The organism is Halomonas sp. GFAJ-1, assembly GCF_000236625.2.
In the GTDB taxonomy this organism is placed as follows: domain Bacteria; phylum Pseudomonadota; class Gammaproteobacteria; order Pseudomonadales; family Halomonadaceae; genus Vreelandella.
In genome coordinates this window covers 71047-93764 of record NZ_AHBC01000013.1, presented here as the reverse complement: position 1 = coordinate 93764, position 22718 = coordinate 71047, and the positions used below count along the sequence as shown (strand labels likewise).

The 22718-nt window shown below is 55.3% G+C and carries 16 protein-coding genes; 12 read left to right on the top strand and 4 right to left on the bottom strand.

What is annotated here, in order from left to right; genetic code table 11:
- Positions 1-138: 138 nt before the first annotated feature.
- The 3 genes from MOY_RS04030 to csiR form a co-directional block, all read right to left on the bottom strand.
- Entirely contained in the window at positions 139-1353 is a 1215-nt protein-coding gene (locus MOY_RS04030) for a CaiB/BaiF CoA transferase family protein (RefSeq protein ID WP_009096772.1), read from the bottom strand.
- A gap of 52 nt (positions 1354-1405) precedes the next feature.
- Positions 1406-2584: an acyl-CoA dehydrogenase gene (locus MOY_RS04025; protein WP_009096769.1), complete on the bottom strand. Its 1179-nt coding sequence runs from the start codon at positions 2582-2584 to the stop codon at positions 1406-1408.
- Between the two features lie 128 nt (positions 2585-2712).
- Complete coding sequence (gene csiR / locus MOY_RS04020; RefSeq protein WP_009096767.1) at positions 2713-3402, bottom strand: DNA-binding transcriptional regulator CsiR; 690 nt, start codon at positions 3400-3402, stop codon at positions 2713-2715.
- 96 nt (positions 3403-3498) lie between these two features.
- On the opposite strand from csiR, the gene lhgO reads away from it, so the two are divergent.
- From lhgO to MOY_RS04000, 4 genes are all read left to right on the top strand, one after another.
- A complete protein-coding gene (gene lhgO, locus MOY_RS04015) occupies positions 3499-4695 on the top strand; it encodes an L-2-hydroxyglutarate oxidase (RefSeq protein ID WP_009096764.1) in 1197 nt (398 codons plus the stop codon).
- Between the two features lie 148 nt (positions 4696-4843).
- Entirely contained in the window at positions 4844-5803 is a 960-nt protein-coding gene (locus MOY_RS04010) for a TAXI family TRAP transporter solute-binding subunit (protein ID WP_009096762.1), read from the top strand.
- A 34-nt stretch (positions 5804-5837) separates the two neighbouring features.
- On the top strand, positions 5838-6353 hold the full coding sequence (locus MOY_RS04005) for a DUF1850 domain-containing protein (RefSeq protein WP_009096760.1): 516 nt from the start codon (positions 5838-5840) through the stop codon (positions 6351-6353).
- A gap of 32 nt (positions 6354-6385) precedes the next feature.
- On the top strand, positions 6386-8404 hold the full coding sequence (locus tag MOY_RS04000) for a TRAP transporter permease (protein ID WP_009096758.1): 2019 nt from the start codon (positions 6386-6388) through the stop codon (positions 8402-8404).
- A 129-nt stretch (positions 8405-8533) separates the two neighbouring features.
- Here MOY_RS04000 and MOY_RS03995 read toward each other — a convergent pair whose 3' ends face one another.
- Positions 8534-11062, bottom strand: a complete 2529-nt coding sequence (locus MOY_RS03995) for a penicillin-binding protein 1A (protein WP_009096756.1) — start codon at positions 11060-11062, stop codon at positions 8534-8536.
- Positions 11063-11256: 194 nt separating this feature from the next.
- Between MOY_RS03995 and pilM the strand changes: the two genes are divergently transcribed.
- From pilM to gltB, 8 genes are all read left to right on the top strand, one after another.
- On the top strand, positions 11257-12318 hold the full coding sequence (gene pilM / locus MOY_RS03990) for a type IV pilus assembly protein PilM (protein WP_009096754.1): 1062 nt from the start codon (positions 11257-11259) through the stop codon (positions 12316-12318).
- A complete protein-coding gene (locus MOY_RS03985; RefSeq protein WP_009096752.1) occupies positions 12315-12881 on the top strand; it encodes a PilN domain-containing protein in 567 nt (188 codons plus the stop codon). Before pilM ends, MOY_RS03985 begins: the two co-directional genes overlap by 4 nt.
- On the top strand, positions 12878-13522 hold the full coding sequence (locus MOY_RS03980; protein WP_009096750.1) for a type 4a pilus biogenesis protein PilO: 645 nt from the start codon (positions 12878-12880) through the stop codon (positions 13520-13522). The genes MOY_RS03985 and MOY_RS03980 overlap by 4 nt, the downstream gene beginning before the upstream one ends.
- Positions 13519-14043 carry a pilus assembly protein PilP gene (locus MOY_RS03975; protein WP_009096748.1) on the top strand — a complete coding sequence of 175 codons (525 nt, stop codon included), beginning with the start codon at positions 13519-13521 and terminating at the stop codon, positions 14041-14043. Before MOY_RS03980 ends, MOY_RS03975 begins: the two co-directional genes overlap by 4 nt.
- Positions 14044-14072: 29 nt before the next feature.
- A complete protein-coding gene (pilQ, locus tag MOY_RS03970) occupies positions 14073-16094 on the top strand; it encodes a type IV pilus secretin family protein (protein ID WP_009096746.1) in 2022 nt (673 codons plus the stop codon).
- Positions 16094-16672, top strand: coding sequence for a shikimate kinase AroK (gene aroK / locus MOY_RS03965; protein WP_009096744.1), 579 nt, complete (start codon positions 16094-16096; stop codon positions 16670-16672). The genes pilQ and aroK overlap by 1 nt, the downstream gene beginning before the upstream one ends.
- The gene (gene aroB / locus MOY_RS03960; RefSeq protein WP_009096742.1) at positions 16669-17775 is read left to right on the top strand and encodes a 3-dehydroquinate synthase; all 1107 of its coding nucleotides are present in this window, start codon (positions 16669-16671) and stop codon (positions 17773-17775) included. Before aroK ends, aroB begins: the two co-directional genes overlap by 4 nt.
- A 496-nt stretch (positions 17776-18271) precedes the next feature.
- Positions 18272-22714: a glutamate synthase large subunit gene (gltB, locus tag MOY_RS03955; protein ID WP_009096740.1), complete on the top strand. Its 4443-nt coding sequence runs from the start codon at positions 18272-18274 to the stop codon at positions 22712-22714.
- Positions 22715-22718 lie beyond the last annotated feature (4 nt).

The window sequence follows — 22718 nt, the reverse complement described above, 5'->3', positions numbered from 1 at the left end:
GAAAATACCTTAATACCTTTATTTTAGCCGTTTGTTAACTTTTTGTACATTTGTTGTATAAATTTCGAATGAGTTGATATTGCAACCAAAAAAAGCGCCGAAAGGGCGCTTATAAAGGAGATTACCAGGACGGGGATGTTAAATAACACCTGCCGTTCGCAGTGCTTGGCGCTGCTCGACGGTAATGCCGATCTCTTCCAGCACGCGTTCCGTATGCTCGCCCAAGGAGGGCGGGGCAGTGGTAGCGCTCATCGACTGGCCGTTGATACGGATCGGGTTAGCCACCAGGTCTACCTGGCCCGCTTGGCTGTGCGGCAGGGTCTGTTTAAGGCCGCGTGCTTGCACATGGGGGTCATCAAATACCCGGTCAAGGGTGTTAATAGGGCCGCTGGGAACGCCGACGGCTTCAAACGCTGCCAGCCACTCATCGGTGCTGCGCTGGGCAAGCGCAGCTTCAAGCAGCGGTACGAGCTGTTCGCGATGAGCGACCCGCTCGCCGTTGCTCGCAAAGCGTTTGTCTTGAGCTAGCTCAGGCAGGGAAAGCACTTGGCAGAAGCGTTTGAACTGCTCATCGTTGCCGACCGCCACAATCATGTGGCCATCCGCCGTGGCAAACGCTTGGTAAGGCACAATATTAGGGTGCGAGTTGCCTAACCGTTGGGGCACCTGGCCTGAGGTGAGGTAGTTAAGCGCTTGGTTGGCCAGCACGCCCACTTGCACATCCATCAGGGCCATATCGATATGGCAACCAACGCCGGTATCACGACGCTGATAAAGCGCTGCCAGTACCGCATTGGCAGCATACAGCCCGGTGAAAATATCGGTGAAGGCGACGCCGCTTTTCACCGGGCCACCCCCCGGCTCCCCATCCGGCCTGCCTGTTAGACTCATAATCCCGCCCATGGCCTGAATCATAAAGTCGTAGCCCGCCCGATGGGCGTAGGGGCTTTCCTGGCCAAAACCGGTAATTGAGCAGTAGATCAGCTCTGGGTTAATCGCCTTGAGGCTGGTGTAATCCAGGCCATACTTTTTTAGCCCGCCCACTTTGAAGTTCTCAAGCAGTACGTCCGACTGGGCGGCAAGCTGCTTAATAAGCGCTTGGCCTTCGGGCTTAGCCATGTCTACCGTAACCGAGCGCTTGCCGCGATTAGCGCATAGGTAATAGGCGGACTCAGCGCTGCCAGAAAGCCACGGAGGCCCCCAGTGGCGGGTATCGTCGCCACTGACCGGGCGCTCAACTTTAATTACCTCGGCCCCCATGTCCGCGAGCATTTGCCCGCACCACGGGCCAGCCAGTACACGGGAAATATCGAGTACTTTAATGCCTGCCAGTGGTTTGGTTGCTGTGCTCATCAACGGCCTCGCTTGGTATGTTCATCGCATGGGCTGGGTGTCGGCTGGCCGTTTAAAAGAACGACTGGATGCCGGTTTGGGCGCGGCCAAGAATCAGCGCATGCACGTCGTGGGTGCCTTCGTAGGTATTTACCGACTCTAGGTTCACCATATGGCGAATCACACCGTACTCATCAGAAACGCCGTTGCCGCCGTGCATGTCCCGGGCAACGCGAGCGATATCCAGCGCTTTGCCACAGTTATTGCGTTTGATCAGCGAGATCATTTCCGGTGCCCAGTTGCCACTATCCATCAAACGACCCACTTGCAGGGCGGCTTGTAGGCCCAGAGTGATCTCGGTCTGCATATCGGCGAGCTTTTTCTGGATCAGCTGGTTAGCGGCCAAGGGGCGGCCAAACTGCTTGCGATCCAGAGTGTACTGGCGGGCGGCATGCCAGCAGAATTCGGCGGTGCCCATCACGCCCCAAGCGATGCCGTAGCGTGCTTTGTTCAAGCAGCCGAAGGGGCCTTTCAAACCGCTCACGTTGGGTAGCAGGTTCTCTTCGGGTACAAAAGCGTTATCCAGCACGATTTCACCGGTAATGGAGGCGCGTAGCGAAACTTTGCCCTCAATTTTCGGCGTGGTGAAGCCTTCGGTGCCGCGCTCAACAATAAAGCCTTTAATTTGGTTATCGTGGGCGGCCGACTTGGCCCATACCACGGCGATATCGGCAATGGGGCTGTTGGTGATCCACATTTTAGCGCCGGTTAAGCGGTAGCCGCCGTCGACTTTTTCAGCGCGGGTAATCATCGAGCCGGGGTCGGAGCCGTGATCAGGTTCGGTAAGGCCAAAGCAGCCAACCATTTCGCCACTGGCAAGCTTGGGCAGGTACTTATGCTTTTGCTCTTCAGAGCCGAAGGCTTCGATGGGGTACATCACCAGCGATGACTGCACGCTCATGGCCGAGCGGTAGCCGGAATCTACGCGCTCTACTTCACGGGCAATCAAACCGTAGGCCACGTGGTTAACACCCGCGCCGCCATACTCGGGGGAAACGGTGGCGCCAAGCAGGCCTAGCTCACCCATCTCACTCATGATCTCGCGATCAAAGCGCTCTTCACGAAAAGCCGTCAGCACTCGCGGCTGTAAGTTTTCCTGACAGTAGTCGTGGGCGGCATCGCGGATTTGGCGCTCTTCATCAGTAAGCTGATTTTCCAGTAGCAGCGGGTCGTCCCAGTTAAAGCGTGTCATGGCGTGCACTCCTTGATTCGCGTTTAAAGACGCCCACAGCGCCCATAGCGAAATTGAACAATAAAATGGCTTGGCTCCAAGGTATCGCCGTTTTGATAAAATATCTACATTTTTTTAAAACGCAGAATTTAGTTAATTCCTCGCGCGGTTAAAACCCGGGTAATAATCGGCACAGGCGTTATTAGATGATCGCGCATCATATTAGCCGCCTGATCGGTGTCTCTTGCCAAAATAACGTCCACCAGCGCGGCATGTTCTTGGCGTTTAATGTCTAGCGCTTGGGGAGACATGACTGTTTCTTGCAACCACAGATGGCGGTAGCGCTCAACCTGATCGAACAACGTATTGCGCGTTTGCAGTAAGTGCGGCGAATTGCAGCCGCTGGCAATGGCGGTATGAAACGCCTTATGACGCAGGTCCCAGCCATCCAGCAGTTCATCGGGGGAGCTAATGTCGGTCACTTTGGCAAGGCGATGAGCGGTGGCCAGTACGTTGGCTTCCCAATCGTCGTCGCCTCGCTCGATAGCCAGGCGTAGAATCAGCCCTTCCAGCTGGGCGCGGGCATCGTAAATATCGTTGAGCTCAGCCAGCGACATCGGCGCTACGCGGTAGCCGCGCTGGCTAATGGCGACCACTAGCCGGTCAGCGACTAACTGAGAAAGTGCTTCTCGCAGCGGGCCGGTACTAACGCCGTAGCGCTCCTTGAGGCGGCTCATTAATAACTTCTCTTCAGGCGCATAGCGGCCGCGAATAATGTCGTGCTTTAACTCGCGATAGGCGCTGATAGCGAGATTTTGGCGCGGCGCATCGTGCTCCATGGTGTCTCCTTAGACCAACGTCGGAACGTGGCGATCAACGTTAATTAACGGCTATTATCAATAAATTTTGAAAATTTGGCACAGGAAACGACATTTATGTGGGATTTCATCATTATCGGTGGCGGTATTTTGGGTATGTCCACCGCTATGCAGCTGAAACAGACTTACCCCGATAAACGCATGCTGGTGATTGAAAAAGAGACCGGCCCGGCTCAGCACCAAACCGGCCATAACAGTGGGGTTATTCATGCCGGGGTGTACTACACGCCGGGGAGCCTAAAAGCGAAGTTTTGCCTTGAAGGCAACCGCGCTACCCGCAAATTTTGCGATCAGCATGGCGTGAGCTACAACATCTGCGGCAAGCTGCTGGTGGCAACGAACGCCCTTGAAAAGCAGCGCATGGAGGCGCTTTGGGAACGAACGGCAGCCAATGGCTTGGAGCGAGAGTGGCTGGAGGCCGACGCGCTTAAAGAGCGCGAGCCAAATATTACTGGGGTGGCGGGTATTTTTGTGCCTTCCAGCGGCATCGTTAATTATGCTGAAGTGACCCGCGCGATGGCCGCTGAGTTTGAGCGTTTAGGCGGCGAGATCCGCTATGGTTGCTGTGTCACCGGGCTTGAAGAGCGCGCCGAAGAGGTAGTGGTAACGACCCATAATGAGTCTTTTGCCAGCCGCTACTTAGTGTCGTGCTCTGGCCTGATGGCGGATAGGGTGATCCGCATGCTGGGCCAAGACCCAGGCTTTACGATCTGCCCCTTTCGCGGTGAATACTATCTGTTGCCTGAGCGCCACAACCATATCGTCAACCATCTGATATACCCGATTCCCGATCCCGATATGCCTTTTTTGGGGGTGCATCTGACCCGGATGATTGATGGTACGGTGACCGTTGGACCCAACGCAGTGCTGGCGCTTAAGCGCGAAGGTTACCGCAAGCAGGATATGTCGCTGCGGGATATGGGGCAGATGTTTACCCATCCCGGTATTTTAAAAGTGCTCGGTAAGCATTTGAAGCCAGGCCTGTTGGAGATGAAAAACTCGCTCTACAAGCGCGGCTATTTGGAACTGGTGCGCAAGTATTGCCCTAGCTTAACGGCAGAAGATTTGACCCCGTACCCTGCGGGAGTGCGCGCCCAAGCGGTATCCAACGACGGCAAGTTGGTGGATGATTTTCTGTTTGTAAATACTAAGCGCACGGTGAATGTGGGCAACGCGCCTTCGCCTGCGGCGACCTCGGCACTGCCCATTGGTGCTCATATCGTGGAGCAAGTGAAGGCTCAGCTTGGCGAGTAATGTTGCCATTGGCATCAAACGCGCAAGCCGTGCTAACTTCTCCCCACCGCTTCTGCTTGCCGTTTACGGCAGCGAGAAGCTGGGGCTTCACACCTCCCTAATTTTTCTACCATACCTATAAGTCCAAGTAAGGACGGAGGAAACGCTCATGAAAACGCTAAAATACGCAGCGGCAGCATCCATGTTGGCCGTAGCACTGCCTGCCAGCGCGCAACAGCTTTCCATTGCCACCGGTGGCACCGGTGGCGTTTATTATCCGATCGGCGGTGGTTTTGCCGAGATGATCAACAATCATATTGAAGGTGCCCAGGCGACAGCAGAGGTCACCGGGGCCTCGGTTGAAAACATGGGGCTGATTATGCGCGGCGACGCGGATCTTGCCCTGGTGCTGGCGGATACCGCCTACCAAGCCTATACCGGCACCGGTGACTTTGAGAGCCGCCAGATTGAAAACACCCGTGCGCTGGCCTCCGTTTATCCCAATGCGGTGCAGTTAGTTACTCTAGCCGATTCGGACATCCATAGTATTGCTGACCTTGCCGGGAAGCGCGTTTCTGTAGGTGCGCCAGGCAGTGGCACCGAGCTAAATGCCCGTGCTGTGTTGGAAGCTAACGGCGTCAGCTACAGTGACTTTACCCCTCAGCGTCTTAACTTTAACGAAACCGCCGATGCCATCCGAGATGGTGATATTGACGCCGGTTTCTGGAGTGTTGGGCCGCCCACGAGCTCTATTCTCAACCTAGCCGCTACGCGAGATATTCGTTTAATTGGTTTATCGGATGAAGAAATTGCTAACGCCCAGGAAGCTGAAGCAGTATTCGCCCCATACGAGCTAGCCGCGGACATGTACGACGGTATGGACGAAGCAGTGCAAACCATCGGGATTCCCAACGTGCTGGTCGTTAATGCGGATATGGATGAAGAACTCGCCTACCAGCTAACCCAGCTGCTGTTTGAAAACACCGATGAGCTGATTGCCGTTCATCCGGCCGCTAACGACACCACCGTAGAGTTCACTATGAACTCTACGCCGGTGCCGCTGCACCCGGGCGCGATTCGTTACTTTGAAGAAGTGGGTGCCGACATTCCGGACCGCCTTCGTCAGTAATCGCTAGTAGACAGCGCGTGAAGGGCTTTTTGCTATGCACCGCCAGGCACTCCGGCTTGTAGCGCTCTTCTTAATATGTTTGCCGTTCGCCGAAGCGGGGGAATTCCCCGCTTCGGCGCCTGCGTCTGCGCGGTTAATGGTGATCTTGGAGCAAGGTGAAACGCTAGTAGCCTTCACTGCGCCCGTGGGTACGCGATGGTGTATCCAATGGAATCACTCAGTAGCCAAGTTTACGGTGCTGGACTGCTACCGCAACGTAGCAGGCGTGATGCAGTTAGAGCGTAGCCACCAACCTGACTTTGCCGCAGGCCTTGGGCATGTAGAAGGCCGGGGTGAGCAAGTCTCCGATGGTCACGGGGGATACTGGATCAATGCAATTCATGAGCCCGTACCCAACAATCGCTATGTATTAAGAGTCGGTTCGCCTGCGGTTAATCATCAAGTGGTGTGGCCGGATGGCGAGCATCCCGCAATCAGTTTAAGTGACAGCGCGGCAGGACAGCGCGTGACTATACTACTGGCAGAGCCTCACGCGATTCCGCGCGAATAAAAAATAAGCAATACAACGCTTCCGAGGACTTCATGAGCGAATCCACTCCACCGCCGGTTGTCATGCCTGGCGGTAATGCGATTCAACCCCGCATGGTGCTGTGGTGTATCACCATTGTGGCGGTGGGTCTTTCCCTGTTCCAACTTTACTCCGCTGGCATTCAGCCACTGGGGCTATTTTACCAGCGTAGCATCCACTTAGCGCTGATCATGCTGCTGGCGTTTCTTATGTTTCCCGCCTTCGGCCCCAAGCGCAAACGCGGCGTGCTTGGCTGGGGGATCGACTGCCTGTTTTTAGCAGGCGCGCTGCTTACCGGCGGCTATTTAGTACTTAATCTGGATGCTATCTTCAGTCGCGCAGGGTTTTGGAGCGAAACCGATATCCTAGTGGCCTGCATTGCCACCGTGACCGTGTTGGAAGCCAGCCGCCGCGCAGTGGGCTTTGGCATGACGCTGATTGGTCTGCTGGCCATTATTTATGCGTTTGCGGGGCCACGGGGCGAATTGCCTTGGCTCGGTGAGTGGATGCCCGGCATTCTCTCGCATCGTGGTTACTCCCTTGACCGCGTAGCGGGGCAGCTCTATCTCGGTCAGGAGGGTATCTTTGGCCTGCCCTTGGGGGTGGCGGCGACCTATATCTTTATCTTTGTACTGTTTGGCGCTTTTTTGGAAAGCACCGGTGCAGGTAAATTCTTTATTGATATGGCTTATGCCGCCACGGGTCGCCAGCGCGGCGGGCCTGCCAAAGCAGCGGTGCTTGCCTCGGCGGGGATGGGGTCTATTTCTGGCAGTGCCATAGCCAACGTAGTGACCACCGGCGCGTTTACTATTCCGCTAATGAAAAAGCTCGGTTATAAGCCGAAGCAGGCGGGTGGCATCGAAGCGGCCGCGTCTACCGGGGGGCAAATCATGCCACCTTTGATGGGCGCTGGGGCGTTTTTGATTGCCGAGTACACTAATACGCCTTACTTAGAGATCGTCAAAATCAGTATCCTGCCGGCGATTATGTACTTTGCGACGGTGTACCTTTTTGTTCATATCATCGCTTTAAAGCAGGGTATGCAAGGCTTGCCTAAAAGCGAGCTGCCGCAAATGCGCCAGGTAATGAAAGATGGCTGGCACTTTTTACTGCCACTCGCGGTGCTTGTTTGGCTGTTGGTCATGAACATGTCGCCGATGCGGGTGGGCTATTATGCGGTCGTGACGATGATCACCGTTGCCGTGCTGCGCTACGCCTTATGGTACTTCTTTGTGGCTCCTTCTCAAGGACAGCCAGTAACGCTTGCGCGCACTCAAGGGGTGCTATGGAAAGGTCTTGTTAAACTGGTACAGGGGTTAGAGCTGGGGGCGCGCAATGCGGTGGCGGTTTCTATGGCCTGTGCAGTGGCGGGTATTATCGTTGGGGTAGTTGGCCTTACGGGGTTGGGTCTTAAATTCTCCTCCATGATGCTGGCTTTCTCGGGCGGTAATTTGGTGCTGGCGCTAGTAATGGTGCTGCTGGCAAGCTTAATCCTTGGCATGGGCCTGCCGGTCACCGCGAGCTATATCGTGTTGATCGTACTGGTGGGGCCTGCGCTGACCGCTGAGTTTGGCGTGCCGCTATTAATTGCCCACTTGGTGGTGTTCTGGTACTCCCAGGACTCCAACGTGACGCCGCCCATTGCCTTGGCAGGCTTTGCTGGGGCGGCGATTGCGGGCAGCAAGCCAATGGAAACCGGCTTTCAAGCGTGGAAGTTTGCCAAAGGTCTCTATTTGATTCCGCTGTTTATGGTGTTTAACCCGGAAATCATTGTCGGTGGCCCGGTGCCTATCGTGATCTGGAATGCGGTCATCGCGATTCTTGCCCTTGGTGCCTTTGCGGCTGCGCTGGAAGGCTATCTCTTCACCAAAATGTCGCTGTTACCACGCTTAGCGATTGCTGCTGCTATCGTCGGTGTGTTCTACCCAAGCTTAATCACCGAAGTAGCGGGCGTCGTTGTTATGAGCTTGGCGATAGGTGCCAATTGGCTGGCCAGTAAGCGTGAACCTCAGGCAACGCCAATGGCGGGTTAAAGCCTTAAACTGCTGCGAGGCCAGTGAAGACAGCCAGTAATGTTGATGTACAAAATTGGCTGACCTAAAAAAGCCCGGGAACCATTAGGTTTCCGGGCTTTTGCTTGGGGTTAGTTTTAACGATGCTATTTAGAAGATCGATTCTGCAGTGCCAGAGCCTTGCGAACCGCCTACCTCTTCTAGTTCACGACTAATGCGGCCAGTCTGATACTCCGGCAGGTGATCGCGATGGAACAGTTCGGAGATGCCGCCTGACTGGTTATCTTGCAAGCGACGACCTGTGTCTGCGTCTACCCGGGCAGAAACAACATTGTCTGGACGATTGGGGATCGCAGAAGGAGAACCTGCTAAAGCGCCGCCCATAAACTCGATCCAAATAGGTAGGGCAGCGTTAGCGCCATACTCAGCAAGGGTTTCGTTGCTGTCTTTACCTACCCACACAGTGGTCACTAAATCGCTGTTGAAACCGGCGAACCAAGCATCACGCTGATTGTTGGTGGTGCCGGTTTTACCCACGATGTCATCACGGTTCAGACTTAGTGCCGCGCGGCCTGTTCCTGAGGTAATAACGTCGCGTAGCATGTCGCGCAAAATATACACCGCTGCGGCGTCAGCCACGCGGGGCGCAACGGGATACTCTTTACCGTCGATCTCAACGGTTTCTTGTCCTTCTGCACAGCTTGGGCAGGCGACCTGGGGCGTTGCTTCGTCAATCAGTTCGTTGTCATCGTTGCGGGTAACGCGCTGGATAAACCACGGTGTCACCTGGAATCCACCGTTAGCGATCACAGCGTACGCATTGGTCATCTCCATCGGCGTTAAGTCGGCGCTCCCCAGCGCTAACGATAAACCACGGGGTAGGCGGCTGGAGGCAAACCCAAAGCCCTCCAGATAGTTGATCGTATGATCCAACCCCATGGTTTGCAGGACGCGAATGGTCACAAGGTTACGTGAGCGGGCCAGAGCAGGTCGAAGGCGCGTGGGGCCCTCGAAATCGCGGCTGGCGTTCACTGGGCGCCATAAAGAGTTACTGCCGTCATCTAGCACTACGGGCGCATCATTCACGACGCTGGCGGCATTCATCTCACCATCCTCCAGCGCTGCTAGGTAAATGAACGGCTTGAAAATAGAGCCCGACTGGCGCTGCGCTTGAACAGCACGGTTGAACTTGCTGGCGTTAAAATCAAAGCCGCCTTGCAAGGCTAAAATCGCGCCGGTGCGCGGATCTTGAGCAACCAGCGAGCCTTCTGCATCAGGCCGTTGAGACAAGCGTAAAGTGCCGTCTTCATTTTCAAACACGCGCACCAAGTCACCACGAACGGCAATTTGGTCGGCTGAGCTAGGCTCGGCCCCCCGGCTGCGCGGGCTTAGGTATTGGCGCGCCCAGCTTAGGCCGCTCCACGGGATGGTGTGCAGTTCGCCACCACGTACAAGCACCTGCATCTCGCGGCCACTGCTTTCTACTACAATGGCGGGGCGCAGTAGGCCAAAGTTGGGCGTTCGGTCTAATACTTGTAACCAGTTACTGACATCGCCATCAATGCCTTCGACCTCCGTTTGGCTGCGCTGGGCTGCCTGGCGCGCCGTTTGACGAATTTCGGGAGACTCCGCAAGCTCTTCTTCCAGCCCTTGGGTAGCGGTCTGTTCTTGGGCTTCTACCAGGCTTGATGCGATATCACGCTGTTCCGGCCCGCGCCAGCCATGGCGAAGATCGTAAGCCACTAGGCCATTGGCCAGTGCTTGGCGTGCATAGGGCTGCATTTCGCTGTCGATGGTGGTGTAGATGCGATAGCCACCGGTGTACGCGGTATCGCCAAAGCGTTCAACTGCGTACTGGCGCGCCATTTCAGACACATAAGCGGCATCAACTTCTGTTTGAGTAAAGTAGCGGCGGGCAGTTACCGGCGACTGAACCGCTTCCTGATACGCTTCGTCATCGATGTAGCCCAGCCCGCGCATACGGAACAGAATCCAGTTACGGCGGATCAACGAGCGCTCAGAGTTAGCCAGTGGGTTAAAGGCAGAAGGGGCCTTGGGCAGCCCGGCAATCATGGCGGTTTCTGCTAGGGTAAGTTCAGCCAGGGGCTTGTCGTAATAGGTTTCTGAGGCCGCCGCAATGCCATAGGCGCGATTACCTAAGAAAATTTTGTTAACGTAAAGCTCAAATATCTCTTCTTTGCTGAGTAGCTGCTCCATTTGCAGGGCAAGCAGAATTTCACGGATCTTCCGAGTGAAGGTTTGATCCAGCGTCAGCATGTAGTTACGTGCCACCTGCATGGTGATGGTGGAGCCACCGGATTGAATCGTGCCGCCGCTCTGGACCAGTTCCACGGAGGCCCTTGCTAAGCCCCGAGGGTCAACGCCTGAGTGGTCGAAATAGTTGGCATCCTCGGCTGCAACCAGGGCATTAATCATATCCTGAGGAATCTCGTCAAAGTCAATCGCCATACGGCGCTCTTCACCAAACTCACCGATCAGCTTGCCGTCGTTGGTGAAGATACGCAGCGGTGTATGTAGCTCGAAGTTCTGCAGCTGACGCACATCGGGCAGCCCCGGCGAAAAATAAATAGCCGCGCCTACTACTGCCAGCGCAGTGGCTCCAAACAACGCCACAATTAGCGAAAACAGCGACAGGATGAGGGTTCGAAAAAACGTCATGAACAGAAGGCACCCGTGGAAAGAAGTAATAGGTACGGCGCTAAAAGGGCCGTAACACGTAATTGGCTGCCATTATAGGAAGGTGAAGCAGCGGCCACCAGTGTTGATGTGCCGTAAGGCCATCTGCGTGTGACTTAACTAAAAATCATGTAACCTCAGAACTCGTAAGATTGGCAGGCGGAGCCGAACCCCACATGCGTTTACTTAAACCCACTAAAGGGTTGATTGGTGTCGATATTACATCGGCAACTGTCAAGCTGTTAGAGCTCAAGCAGTGCAACGATAATTACCAAGTAGAAAGCTACGCTGTGCGGCCGCTGCGCGAAGGTGCCGTGGTAGAACGTCGCATACGCGATATTAACGATGTAGCCAACGTGCTAAGCCGTGCGGTGGAACACGCAAAACCCTCTACGCGTAAGGCGGCGGTGGCCGTGCCGGCAAGTGCTGCTATTACTAAAACGCTCACGTTTCCAGCAGCGCTTAGCGAAGATGAAATCGAAGAGCGAATTACCGCCGAATCTGACCGTCATATACCGTTTCCGTTCAGTGAAGTGGCATTCGATTTTCAGTGTTTGGGGCCTGCTCCGTTTGATGAAGACCAGCAGCAGGTTGTATTAGTTGCGTGTCGTCAGCAGGATGTTAGTCAGCTAACAGAAACCTTGGAGCGCGCTGGACTTGAACCGGCAGCTGTCGATGTTGAAACCTTTGCTATGGAGCGCTCGCTGGCCGAGCTGCGCCGTCAGTTAAATGTTGAAAACGACCCAACGGCGTGTGTTGGGCTGGTAGATATTGGCGCTAATATGAACGCGTTTCACGTGGTGCGCGGAGGGCAAATCGTATACAGCCGAGACACGGTGTATGGCGGGCGCCAGCTTACCGATGCTATCCGCGACCGCTATTCGATGAGCAATGAAGAGGCTGGGTTTGCCAAAAAACGCGGCGGATTACCCGACGATTACCAGGATATGGTGCTTAATCCGTTTTTAGAAACCGTGGTACAGCAAGTGGGGCGCTCGCTGCAGCTGTATTATACGGCGGCTCGCCAGCATGAGGTGCAGCACATTGTGCTGGCGGGAGGCTCAAGCGTTATTCCTGGCCTTGCCGAACGTATCGCAGAAGATAGCGGAATGTCGGTGACCATTGCTAACCCGTTCCAACGCATGCGGGTGAATAAACGCTTAAATATTGAAGCACTCACCAACGATGCCCCCGCCATGTTAACGGCCGGTGGCTTGGCAATGAGGGTCGGCCAGTGAGTATTAACATCAACTTGCTGCCCTGGCGTGAAGCGCGCCGGGAGAAGCAGACCCGCGCCTTTTATGGTGTGGTGTTACTGATGCTGTTAACGGGCGGTGCGCTGGCCTATGCGGTCTCGTATGTGTATCAGCAACAGCTTGTTGCCCAGCAGCAGCGCAATGCTTATATCACTACCTATATAGAGCGGCTGAATAGAGAAATTGCCGACGTAAAACGCTACCAGTCCGATGCTGAACAGCTTGGCGAACAGCTGCGGCTGTTCCAAACGCTACATGGTGAGCGCATCCATACGGTTCAGCTATTTAATGATTTGGCGGCCAGCGTGGCCCAGGGCGTGGTTTATCAGCGACTTAGCCGAAGCGGTGAGCGCATTAGCCTTTCAGCCGTAGCCGGTAACGAGCGCCAAGTGTCCGAGCAGCTGCGCCAAATAGCCAGCATGCCTGGGCTTGGGGTGCCGGTGCTTTCGGAAGTGGCTAGCGGGCAGAATGGAAGCGAGCGTGCTTTTCAATTTGAGGTTATCCAATCTGCTGACACAGCGGCTGCCGAGGAGGCTGGGCCATGAGTTGGAATCGAGAACGCTGGCGCTCAGAGTGGCAACGCTTTCAAACTCTTGATTGGCAAGCGCTGGACATCAAAGAGGCGGGTGAGTGGCCCTCGCTGCTTAAAGGGCTATGTGGTGTGCTCGCTTTCTTGATGATGTTTGGTGGCATCAGCTGGTGGTTAGTGGGCGAAAAACGTGCGCAGCTAGCGATTGAGCAGCGTCAAGAAGTGCGCTTGCTGAGTGAGTATCGCAGTAAAGCATCGGAAGTGGCTTATTTGCCCGAAATACAAAGCCAGCTTGCCACATTGGAAGAGCAGATGGTGCAAATGCGAGCAATGTTGCCTACCAGTGCCGAAATACCGTCACTACTGGACAGTATTAGTGACGCCGCCGTGGATAATCGGCTGACGATCGAGACAATTCGCTTAAGGCCTACGGTAAGTAAGACACACTATATTGAGCATCCGCTGGACATTCAGGTGCGTGGTGGCTACCACCAACTGGCGCAATTTGCTGCGGATATAAGCCAAATGGCACGTATCGTTACCCAGCATGACCTCACCTTGGTGCCTGTAGACCAGCAGGGCGATGTTCTACGGCTCTCACTGCTTGCCCGTACCTACAGCTATATAGAAGCAGCAGATGAAGGGAGCACACCATGAAGCGCTTGATGTGGGTGTGCTGTAGCATTGTGGTAGCGGGATGCAGTGATGCAAATCTTGACCAGCTAGATACAACGCTAGCTGAGATACGCCGCGCCCCCGGTGGGCAGGCTCCCGACATTATCTCGCCACTGCCTGAGCCACGACCGCTTGATTACCGATATGCTGAGGTGCGCAGCCCTTTTCTTGCCCCGGAAAGCGTGCACAGCCAAGACGCCGCATTATTACTGCCGGAAGCGAGCGAGTTTGCCCCCGACCAACAGCGCGCCACTGAACCGTTGGAGCAGTTTCAGCTTCAGTCGTTACGGTTGGTAGGCACGCTGGGTATGGGAGGGCAGCGGGTCGCGCTGATTGCCTCACCGGATGGTAAGGTAACCAGCGTTCGGGTGGGAAATTATTTAGGTAGTAACCACGGGCGAATTACTCTTATTAGCTCCCAAGAAATCACACTTGTAGAGCGAGTGTTTAGCCAACAGCAGGGATGGCAAGAGCGCCAAGCAGCGCTAGCCATTGATGAATAGCCTTTTTACTTGTTACTGGATGTCACGCCATGGTCGCCGCGCTTCGTCGAATTACGTTGTTATTGCTAGCCTTTACCCCTACGTTAAGCTTGGCTTCAGTGCTTACCCAGATGGATGTACGCCCAGCCGACAGCGGGGAGATGGAGTTGGTGCTGCGATTTAGCGGCGGTGTAGCCGAGTTAACTGGCTACCGGCTAGATGCGCCGCCGCGCCTAGCGCTAGATTTAGCTGATACCCAAAGCGGCCTGGCTCAGCGTCGGTTGAATGTGGGCAGTGGCGGTGTCGAGCGTGTCACCGCCATTGAAGGTAACGGCCGAACCCGGCTGGTGGTCGACTTATCAGAGCCTCTTGATTATCGCCCCAAGGTGGAGGGTGATCAGTTGAAAATCACCCTAGGGACGCCCAGCAGCAATGCAGCAGCGCCTGCGCTCGAAACCTTTGAAGGCCCCAGCGTTGAAGATATTGACTTTCGCCGCGGCCCCGATGGTGCAGGGCGGCTGCTAATCACCTTTGATCGAGAAGGTGTGGTGAGCCAAGTACGTGAAGGTAGCGAAGGCCGAGTGATTGCCGAGCTGCGCGATGTTGACCTTCCCGATGCGCTTAATCAGATATACGACGTGACTGATTTTGCCACGCCCATTACCCGTATCACGCCGCGCCCTGGTCAGCGCGATACATTGCTGGAGCTGCAAACTAACGGCCCCTACGCGATGATTTCCTCCCAAAGCGGGCGAACACTCACTATCGAAGTGCAGCCCGTTAGCCAAGAGACCCAGCCCGTTCGTGAGCGGCAAGGCGATAGCTTCACCGGCGATAGGTTAAGTCTCAACTTTCAGGACATCGAAGTTCGCGCGGTGCTGGCAACGCTTGCCGAGTTTACCGGGCTTAACCTGGTGGCAAGCGACAGCGTCACGGGGCGCGTGACACTCAACTTAAACGATGTACCTTGGGACCAGGCGCTAGCGCTGATTCTGCAGAGCCAGGGGTTATCCAGCCGGGAGCAGGGCAATGTGATTGTCGTTGCCCCCGCCAGCGAGCTGGCGGCCATTGAGCGCCAAGAAATTGAAGCGCGCAATCAGCGTGAAACGCTCGCCCCGCTGGTTACCGAGTTCATTGAAGTAAAGTATGCCCGGGCAGAAGACCTCGCCCAGTTGCTGCGCGGCGGTGATGGGTTTGGCTTATTGACCGAGCGCGGCCGCGTCAGTGTTGATCAGCGCACCAATACACTATTGATTCAGGATACCGCCGAGCAGGTGCGCGATATTATCCGCACCCTAGACCGCCTTGACGTAGCCGTGCGCCAAGTGCAAATAGAGGCGCGCATTGTTATCGCCCGAGATACAGCCTCACGGGAGCTAGGGATTAATTGGGGGCTCGACAGCACCCGAGGCTTTTTAGATCGAGGGGATGGCGTTTTTGAAAGACGAAATATTAACCCTAACAGTATTAACCGCGCCCAAGGTGGGCTAGCGGTAGATCTAGGCTCCACAGGGGCGGCTGGGACTGGCTTTAGCTTTGGCTACTTATCCGGCGATATATTGCTGGATCTTGAACTGCGGGCACTAGAGAGCGAAGGTAAAAGCCAGACGATTTCCCAGCCTCGGGTTATTACTGCCAATCAGCGCACGGCCATTATTCGCCAGGGTGAAGAGCGCGCCTTCCAAAGCGTGGATGCCCAGGGCAATCCAGATACCGAATTCAAAGAGGCTGAGCTCTCCCTAGAGGTAACGCCGCAAATCACGCCAGATAATCGCATCATTATGGATTTGGTGATTAAAAACGACAGCTTCCGTGAGAGCGAGTTTGGCGGCGAGCCACCTATTGATACCAACCAGATTGAGACCCAAGTGCTGGTGGACAATGGCCAAACAGTGGTGCTAGGCGGTATTTTAACCACAGAGCAGTTGAGCCAAATTGCTAAAACGCCTCTGCTGGGTGACCTGCCACTGATTGGTCGGCTGTTTCGCTATACCCAAGAGAGTAATGAAAAGGTAGAGTTATTGGTCTTTATTACTCCACGACTCCTTGATGATGGTTTGATGACTCGCTGATGCAGGATTTACCCAATCTTTTTTTAATTGGCCCTATGGGGGCTGGTAAAAGCACGATAGGCCGTCTATTGGCGGGAGAACTGTCGCGCCCGTTTTACGACAGCGATCATGCCATACAGGACCGCTGTGGAGCCGATATACCCTGGATATTTGATGTCGAGGGTGAGCCAGGCTTCCGCCAGCGTGAAATTCAAATGATTGATGAGCTTACCCGGCTATCAGACGTGGTGGTGGCTACGGGTGGCGGCGCGGTTCTGCGCGAAGAGAACCGTCGGGCCCTGCGCGAGCGCGGTACCGTAGTGTATCTAATGACCACCGTTGACCAGCAGCTGAAGCGCACCGCCAAAGACCGTAACCGCCCTCTGCTGCAGTGTGCCAATCGTGAGCAGGTGCTGAACGACATGTTTGCCACCCGAGACCCGCTTTATCGCGCCACGTCGGATATTACCGTGCGCACTGATCGGCGCAGCCCGCGAGCCGTGGTCAATGAAATACTGCGTCGTGTGTATCGCTTGGTAGACCCGTTGGAAACCGCTGGAGTACCAAATAAAGTGCAGAATAAAAAGGTATCGCAATGACAGAAACGCTCAATGCTCCGCGTACGTTAACGGTGTCACTCGGTGACCGTAGCTACCCTATTCACATTGGTGCAGGGCTACTGCAGCATGCCAATGTGCTGACGCCCTACTTAGCGGGTCAGCAGGTGATGGTGGTGACCAATGACACTATTGCGCCACTTTATTTAGAGGCGCTTTGTGCCACGCTTCCTGGCCACCTCGACGTGCGAAGCGTTGTGCTCCCTGACGGCGAACAGCATAAGACCATTGAGCAGGTGGGGCGCATTTGGGATGCCCTGCTGGAGGCAGGATTTAACCGCCGCTGTACGTTGATCGCACTTGGCGGCGGCGTGATTGGCGACATGGTGGGTTATGCCGCGGCGTCTTATCAGCGCGGTGTGGCTTTTGTTCAGGTGCCGACGACGCTGCTTTCCCAGGTGGACTCGTCTGTCGGAGGGAAAACCGGCGTTAACCACCCGCTAGGCAAAAACATGATTGGCGCTTTTTGGCAGCCTAAAGCGGTGTTGGTGGATACCGATACGTTAACCACGCTGCCTAGTCGCGAGCTTTCCGCCGGACTTGCCGAGGTGATTAAGTACGGACTTATCCGTGATGAGGCGTTTTTAAGTTGGTTAGAAGAGAACATGCAGGCGTTGCGCAGCGTTGAGCCTGATGTGATTGCGGAAGCCATCGCCAAAAGCTGCCAGATCAAGGCGGATATCGTCGCTGAAGATGAGACCGAGCAGGGGGTTCGCGCGCTGCTGAACCTTGGTCACACCTTTGGGCACGCCATTGAAGCGCATCAAGGTTACGGTCATTGGCTGCATGGTGAAGCCGTGGGGGCGGGGATGGCGATGGCAGCAACGCTGTCACATCAATTAGGCTGGATTGAGGAGGCGGCACTGACAAGAGCGCAGGCGGTTATTCAAAGCGCTGGGTTGCCGTTGGCTGCCCCGGCAAATATGTCAGCAGATGACTTCTTGGTGCGTATGCGGTTGGATAAGAAAAATATCGACGAGAAGCTACGCTTAGTGCTGCTCAAGGCCTTAGGTGATGCCTGTGTTAGCGATGCAGCGCCCGTTGATACCCTTTCGAGCCTGCTTCAGCGCTATCCTCGACTCTAGCTCTTCATTACCAACGCTTCATTAATAGCTCTTAGCCGCTAACGCTGAAAACACACTATTTGCCTGTATGGATGAACCCGCCTTTGTGCGGGTTTTTTATTATCTGAGCGTTAGGCTAAATAATCACTCTGCGTGTAATCCGCATGCCTTATGCGCTATCGGCATGGGTTCTTAGGCTAAATCTAGACTAAAGTATACAAAGTATTTTTTACCGTTTAAAAATCGTTTTATTGGTTTGCAAGTGGTTGAAGTGTATGTGTTTTTTATAATTAAGTTAGTGTAACTACAGGATTTGGCGAGGGTTTTAGAGAATCTGGTGGGCGCGAGAGATTGCGCGCTCTAGGGGCAAATAGCTATGCTGAGCGACCATTTCTTGCAGCAGCGGTTAGGGGAACCCCCCTGTCTGGGCGGGTGATAAAGCATCATAAAAAAATAAAAACCCGAAAATATACCATGAAAACGCTGCTAATAAAATACGCTTAATAGAGGCACGCCCATGAATAGAGGTCTCCACCAGCCCGGCGAGTTTCGCGACAACTGTGGCTTTGGCTTAATTGCCCACATGGAAGGGCAGGCCAGCCACGACTTGCTGAAGACGGCTATTGAATCACTTACCTGCATGACCCACCGTGGGGGTATTGCGGCCGACGGCAAAACCGGCGACGGCTGTGGGCTGCTGCTTAAAATGCCTGTTCAGTTCATGCGCGAAGCGGCAAAAGAGGCGCTGGACGCAGAGCTAGGCGAGCAGTTCGCTGTAGGCGTGGTTTTCCTGCCCAATGACGACGCCCGGGCAAATGCCGCCAAAGAGACCTTGACCCAAAAGCTAAGTGCCCGTGGTTTAGAGGTGTTGGGCTGGCGTGAGGTGCCTACGGACTCCAGCGTCTGCGGCCCCATGGCGCTTGAGTGCCTGCCACGTATTGAACAGCTCTTTGTGCAGCCCGGTAGTGGCAACAGTTTTGCTGTCGATCTGTTTATGGCCCGCCGTCTCGCAGAACAGGCGCTGCGCAAAGAAGAAGAATTTTATGTCGCGTCGCTCTCTTCAGAAGTGGTGTCGTACAAAGGCTTAGTCATGCCGGAAGATTTGCCGGCGTTCTATAAAGACCTTAACGACCCGCGCCTGGAAACCGCGATCTGCGTTTTCCACCAGCGCTTCTCGACCAATACCGCACCCCGCTGGCCCTTGGCGCAGCCATTCCGCTTACTTGCCCACAACGGCGAAATTAATACCATCGAAGCTAACCGTGGCTGGGCAAACTCCCGTAAAGCGAACTTTGTTAACGAGCGCCTGCCGGATATCGCCGAACTGGATGAAATCGTCAACACCACAGGCTCTGACTCCTCCAGTATGGATAACATGCTGGAAGTGCTGCTCACCGGCGGCATGGAACTGCACCGCGCGGTGCGCATGATGGTGCCACCTGCCTGGCAAAACGTGGAGACCATGGGCGCTGAACTGCGTGCGTTCTATGAGTACAACTCCATGCACATGGAGCCCTGGGATGGCCCAGCGGGTGTGGTAATGACCGACGGCCGCCAAGCGGTGTGTATGTTGGACCGTAACGGCCTGCGCCCAGCGCGTTGGGTGATTACTAAAAACGGCTATATCACGCTGGCGTCTGAAATTGGCACCTACGGTTACAAGCCAGAAGATGTCGTCGCCAAAGGCCGCGTTGGCCCGGGTCAAATACTGGCCGTGGACACCCAAACCGGTGAAGTGCTGCATACCCATGATATCGATGACCGCTTAAAGTCTGCGTACCCCTATAAGCGTTGGCTAAAGCAGGAAGCCAGCTATTTAGAGTCTGCGCTGGCCGAGCTTGCGCGTTTCCAGTCGATGGATACCGACGCGCTTAACGTTCAGCAGAAGATGTTCCAGGTAACGTTCGAAGAGCGCGACCAGGTACTGCGCCCGCTGGCAGAAAGCGGCCAGGAAGCGGTGGGCTCCATGGGTGATGATACCCCCATGGCGGTACTGTCTAGCCGTCCGCGCCTGCTGACCGATTTCTTCCGCCAGAAATTTGCTCAGGTGACTAACCCGCCGATCGATCCGCTTCGCGAGGCGATCGTGATGTCACTGGAAACCTGCTGTGGCGCTGAGCTAAACGTCTTTAAGGCAACGCCTGAGCATGCTCACCGCTTAATTTTGACCACGCCTGTTCTGTCACCGCGCAAGTTTACTGCGCTAGTGAGCCAAGACGACCCTGCGTTTGCTAGCCACACGCTGACGCTGGGCTACGACCCAGAGCAGACGAGTTTGCATCAGGCTATTACTGCGCTGTGCAAAGAAGCCGAAGCACAGGTCAAGGCGGGTAAGGTCATTCTTGTACTGACCGATGCTGAACTGCCCAAGGGGCAGTTGCCGATTCAAGCCGCGTTGGCGGTAGGTGCGGTTCACTCACACCTTGGCCGTTTAACGTTACGTCCTAATGCCAACATTGTGGTGGAAACAGGCTACGCCCGTGATGCTCACCAAATGGCTGTGCTGTTTGGCGTAGGCGCCACGGCGGTTTATCCGTGGCTGGCGTATCAGGTCATGGCGGATATGCACCGCACCGGCGAGCTAAATGGCAACCCTGCCGATGCGCGGGAGAATTACCGCAAAGGCATGCAGAAAGGGTTGTTTAAGATTCTCTCGAAAATGGGCATCTCGACGCTGGCGTCCTACCGCGGTTCGATGCTGTTTGAAGCCGTGGGCTTGTCTGATGAGATTATGGACACCTGCTTTGTGGGCATGGCGTCGCGTATTCAAGGCACCGGTTTTGCCGAGCTGCAGCTGCAGCAGGAGCTGTTGGCGAAAGATGCCTGGATTGCGCGCAAAGGCATTTCTCAGGGCGGTATGCTGAAATACGTCCACGGCCACGAGTACCACGCTTACAACCCGGATGTCGTGACATCGCTGCAGGCGGCGGTACAAGAGGGTAGCTACACCAAGTGGAAAAAGTTTGCCCAGTTGGTGAATGAGCGCCCGGTAGCGACCATTCGTGACCTGCTGGTTCTTAAGCCCGCAGAAACTCCCATCGCGCTAGATGAAGTAGAACCCGTTGAGGCGCTGCTACCGCGTTTTGATAGCGCCGGTATGTCGCTGGGTGCGCTCTCCCCTGAGGCACACGAAGCGCTGGCCCAGGCCATGAACGAGGCGGGGGGGCGCTCCAACTCTGGCGAAGGCGGCGAAGATCCTGCTCGCTATGGCACTATCCGCAGTTCGAAAATCAAACAGATCGCCTCCGGCCGCTTTGGCGTGACCCCGGCATATCTGGTTAATGCCGAAGTGCTGCAGATCAAGGTAGCCCAGGGCGCCAAGCCAGGCGAGGGCGGCCAGCTGCCCGGCGGTAAGGTCAACCAGCTCATTGCTCGCCTGCGCTACTCGGTGCCCGGCGTGACGCTGATTTCACCGCCGCCACACCACGATATTTACTCCATTGAAGACTTGTCCCAGCTGATTTTTGACCTTAAGCAGGTCAACCCTGAGGCACAGGTTTCAGTGAAGCTTGTGTCCGAGCCGGGTATCGGCACTATCGCCACTGGCGTAGCGAAGGCCTATGCAGACCTGATCACGGTTTCTGGCTACGACGGCGGCACGGCGGCTAGCCCGTTAACCTCTATTAAACATGCGGGTTCCCCTTGGGAGCTTGGCCTTCCTGAGGTGCATCAGGCGCTGCGCATTAACGGCCTGCGCGACAAAATTCGCCTGCAAACGGATGGCGGCTTAAAAACTGGCCTCGACGTTGTTAAGGCAGCGATTCTCGGCGCTGAGAGCTTTGGCTTTGGTACGGCGCCGATGGTCGCGCTGGGCTGTAAATACTTGCGTATTTGCCACCTGAATAACTGTGCCACGGGCGTGGCGACGCAAGATGACTTCCTGCGTGGCGAACACTTCCGCGGCACCGTGGACATGGTCAAAAACTACTTCCGCTTTATTGCTGAAGAAGTGCGCGAACTGATGGCGATGCTGGGCGTTCGCAAGTTGACCGATCTGATCGGCCGTACTGATCTGCTTGAAGTGTTGGAAGGCAACACGGCGTCTCAGCGCAAGCTCGACTTAACGCCGCTGCTGGCCAACGACTTTGTCCCCAAAGATGCGCCGCAGTTTTGCGAGGTGAGCCGCAATGTGCCCCACGACCCAGGTGCCAAAAACCAGGAAGTACTGGCCGCGCTAAAAGAGGCGATTGAAAACCAGTCGGGCGGTACCTTTGATTTTACCATTACCAACTGCGACCGCAGCGTAGGGGCGTTGACCTCCGGGGCGATTGCCAAACGTTACGGTGAAGATGGCCTTGAAGCGGCGCCAATGACCGCACGTTTTACCGGGGTGGCTGGGCAGAGTTTTGGGGTGTGGAACGCCCGTGGTTTAAACCTTTACCTCGAAGGTGACGCCAACGACTACGTGGGCAAGGGCATGAATGGCGGCAGTATTGTGATTGTGCCGCCTAAGGATAGCCAGTTCGAAAGTCACAAAACCGCCATTATCGGTAACACCTGCCTGTATGGCGCGACAGGCGGCACGCTGTTCGCTGCAGGTACCGCCGGTGAGCGTTTTGCGGTGCGTAACTCCGGTGCTACCGCCGTGGTTGAAGGCGCAGGTGATCACTGCTGTGAATACATGACCGGCGGTTTGGTCTGCGTATTGGGAGAAACTGGCGTTAACTTCGGTGCGGGTATGACCGGTGGTTTTGCCTATGTGTTAGATGAAGACCGCAGCTTCGTGGACAAGTACAACCATGAGCTGGTTGAGATCCACCGGGTCAACACAGAAGCAATGGAAGCGTATCGCCGCCACTTGCGTGAAATGATTGAAGCCTATGTTGCGGCAACAGGCTCTGATCGTGGCGCGGCGATTCTGGAAGACTTCGGCGACTACGCGCGCCACTTCTGGCTGGTGAAGCCAAAAGCGGCAAGCCTGGGTAGTTTGCTGAATCAATCTCGGCGTCAGCCGGAATAACCCG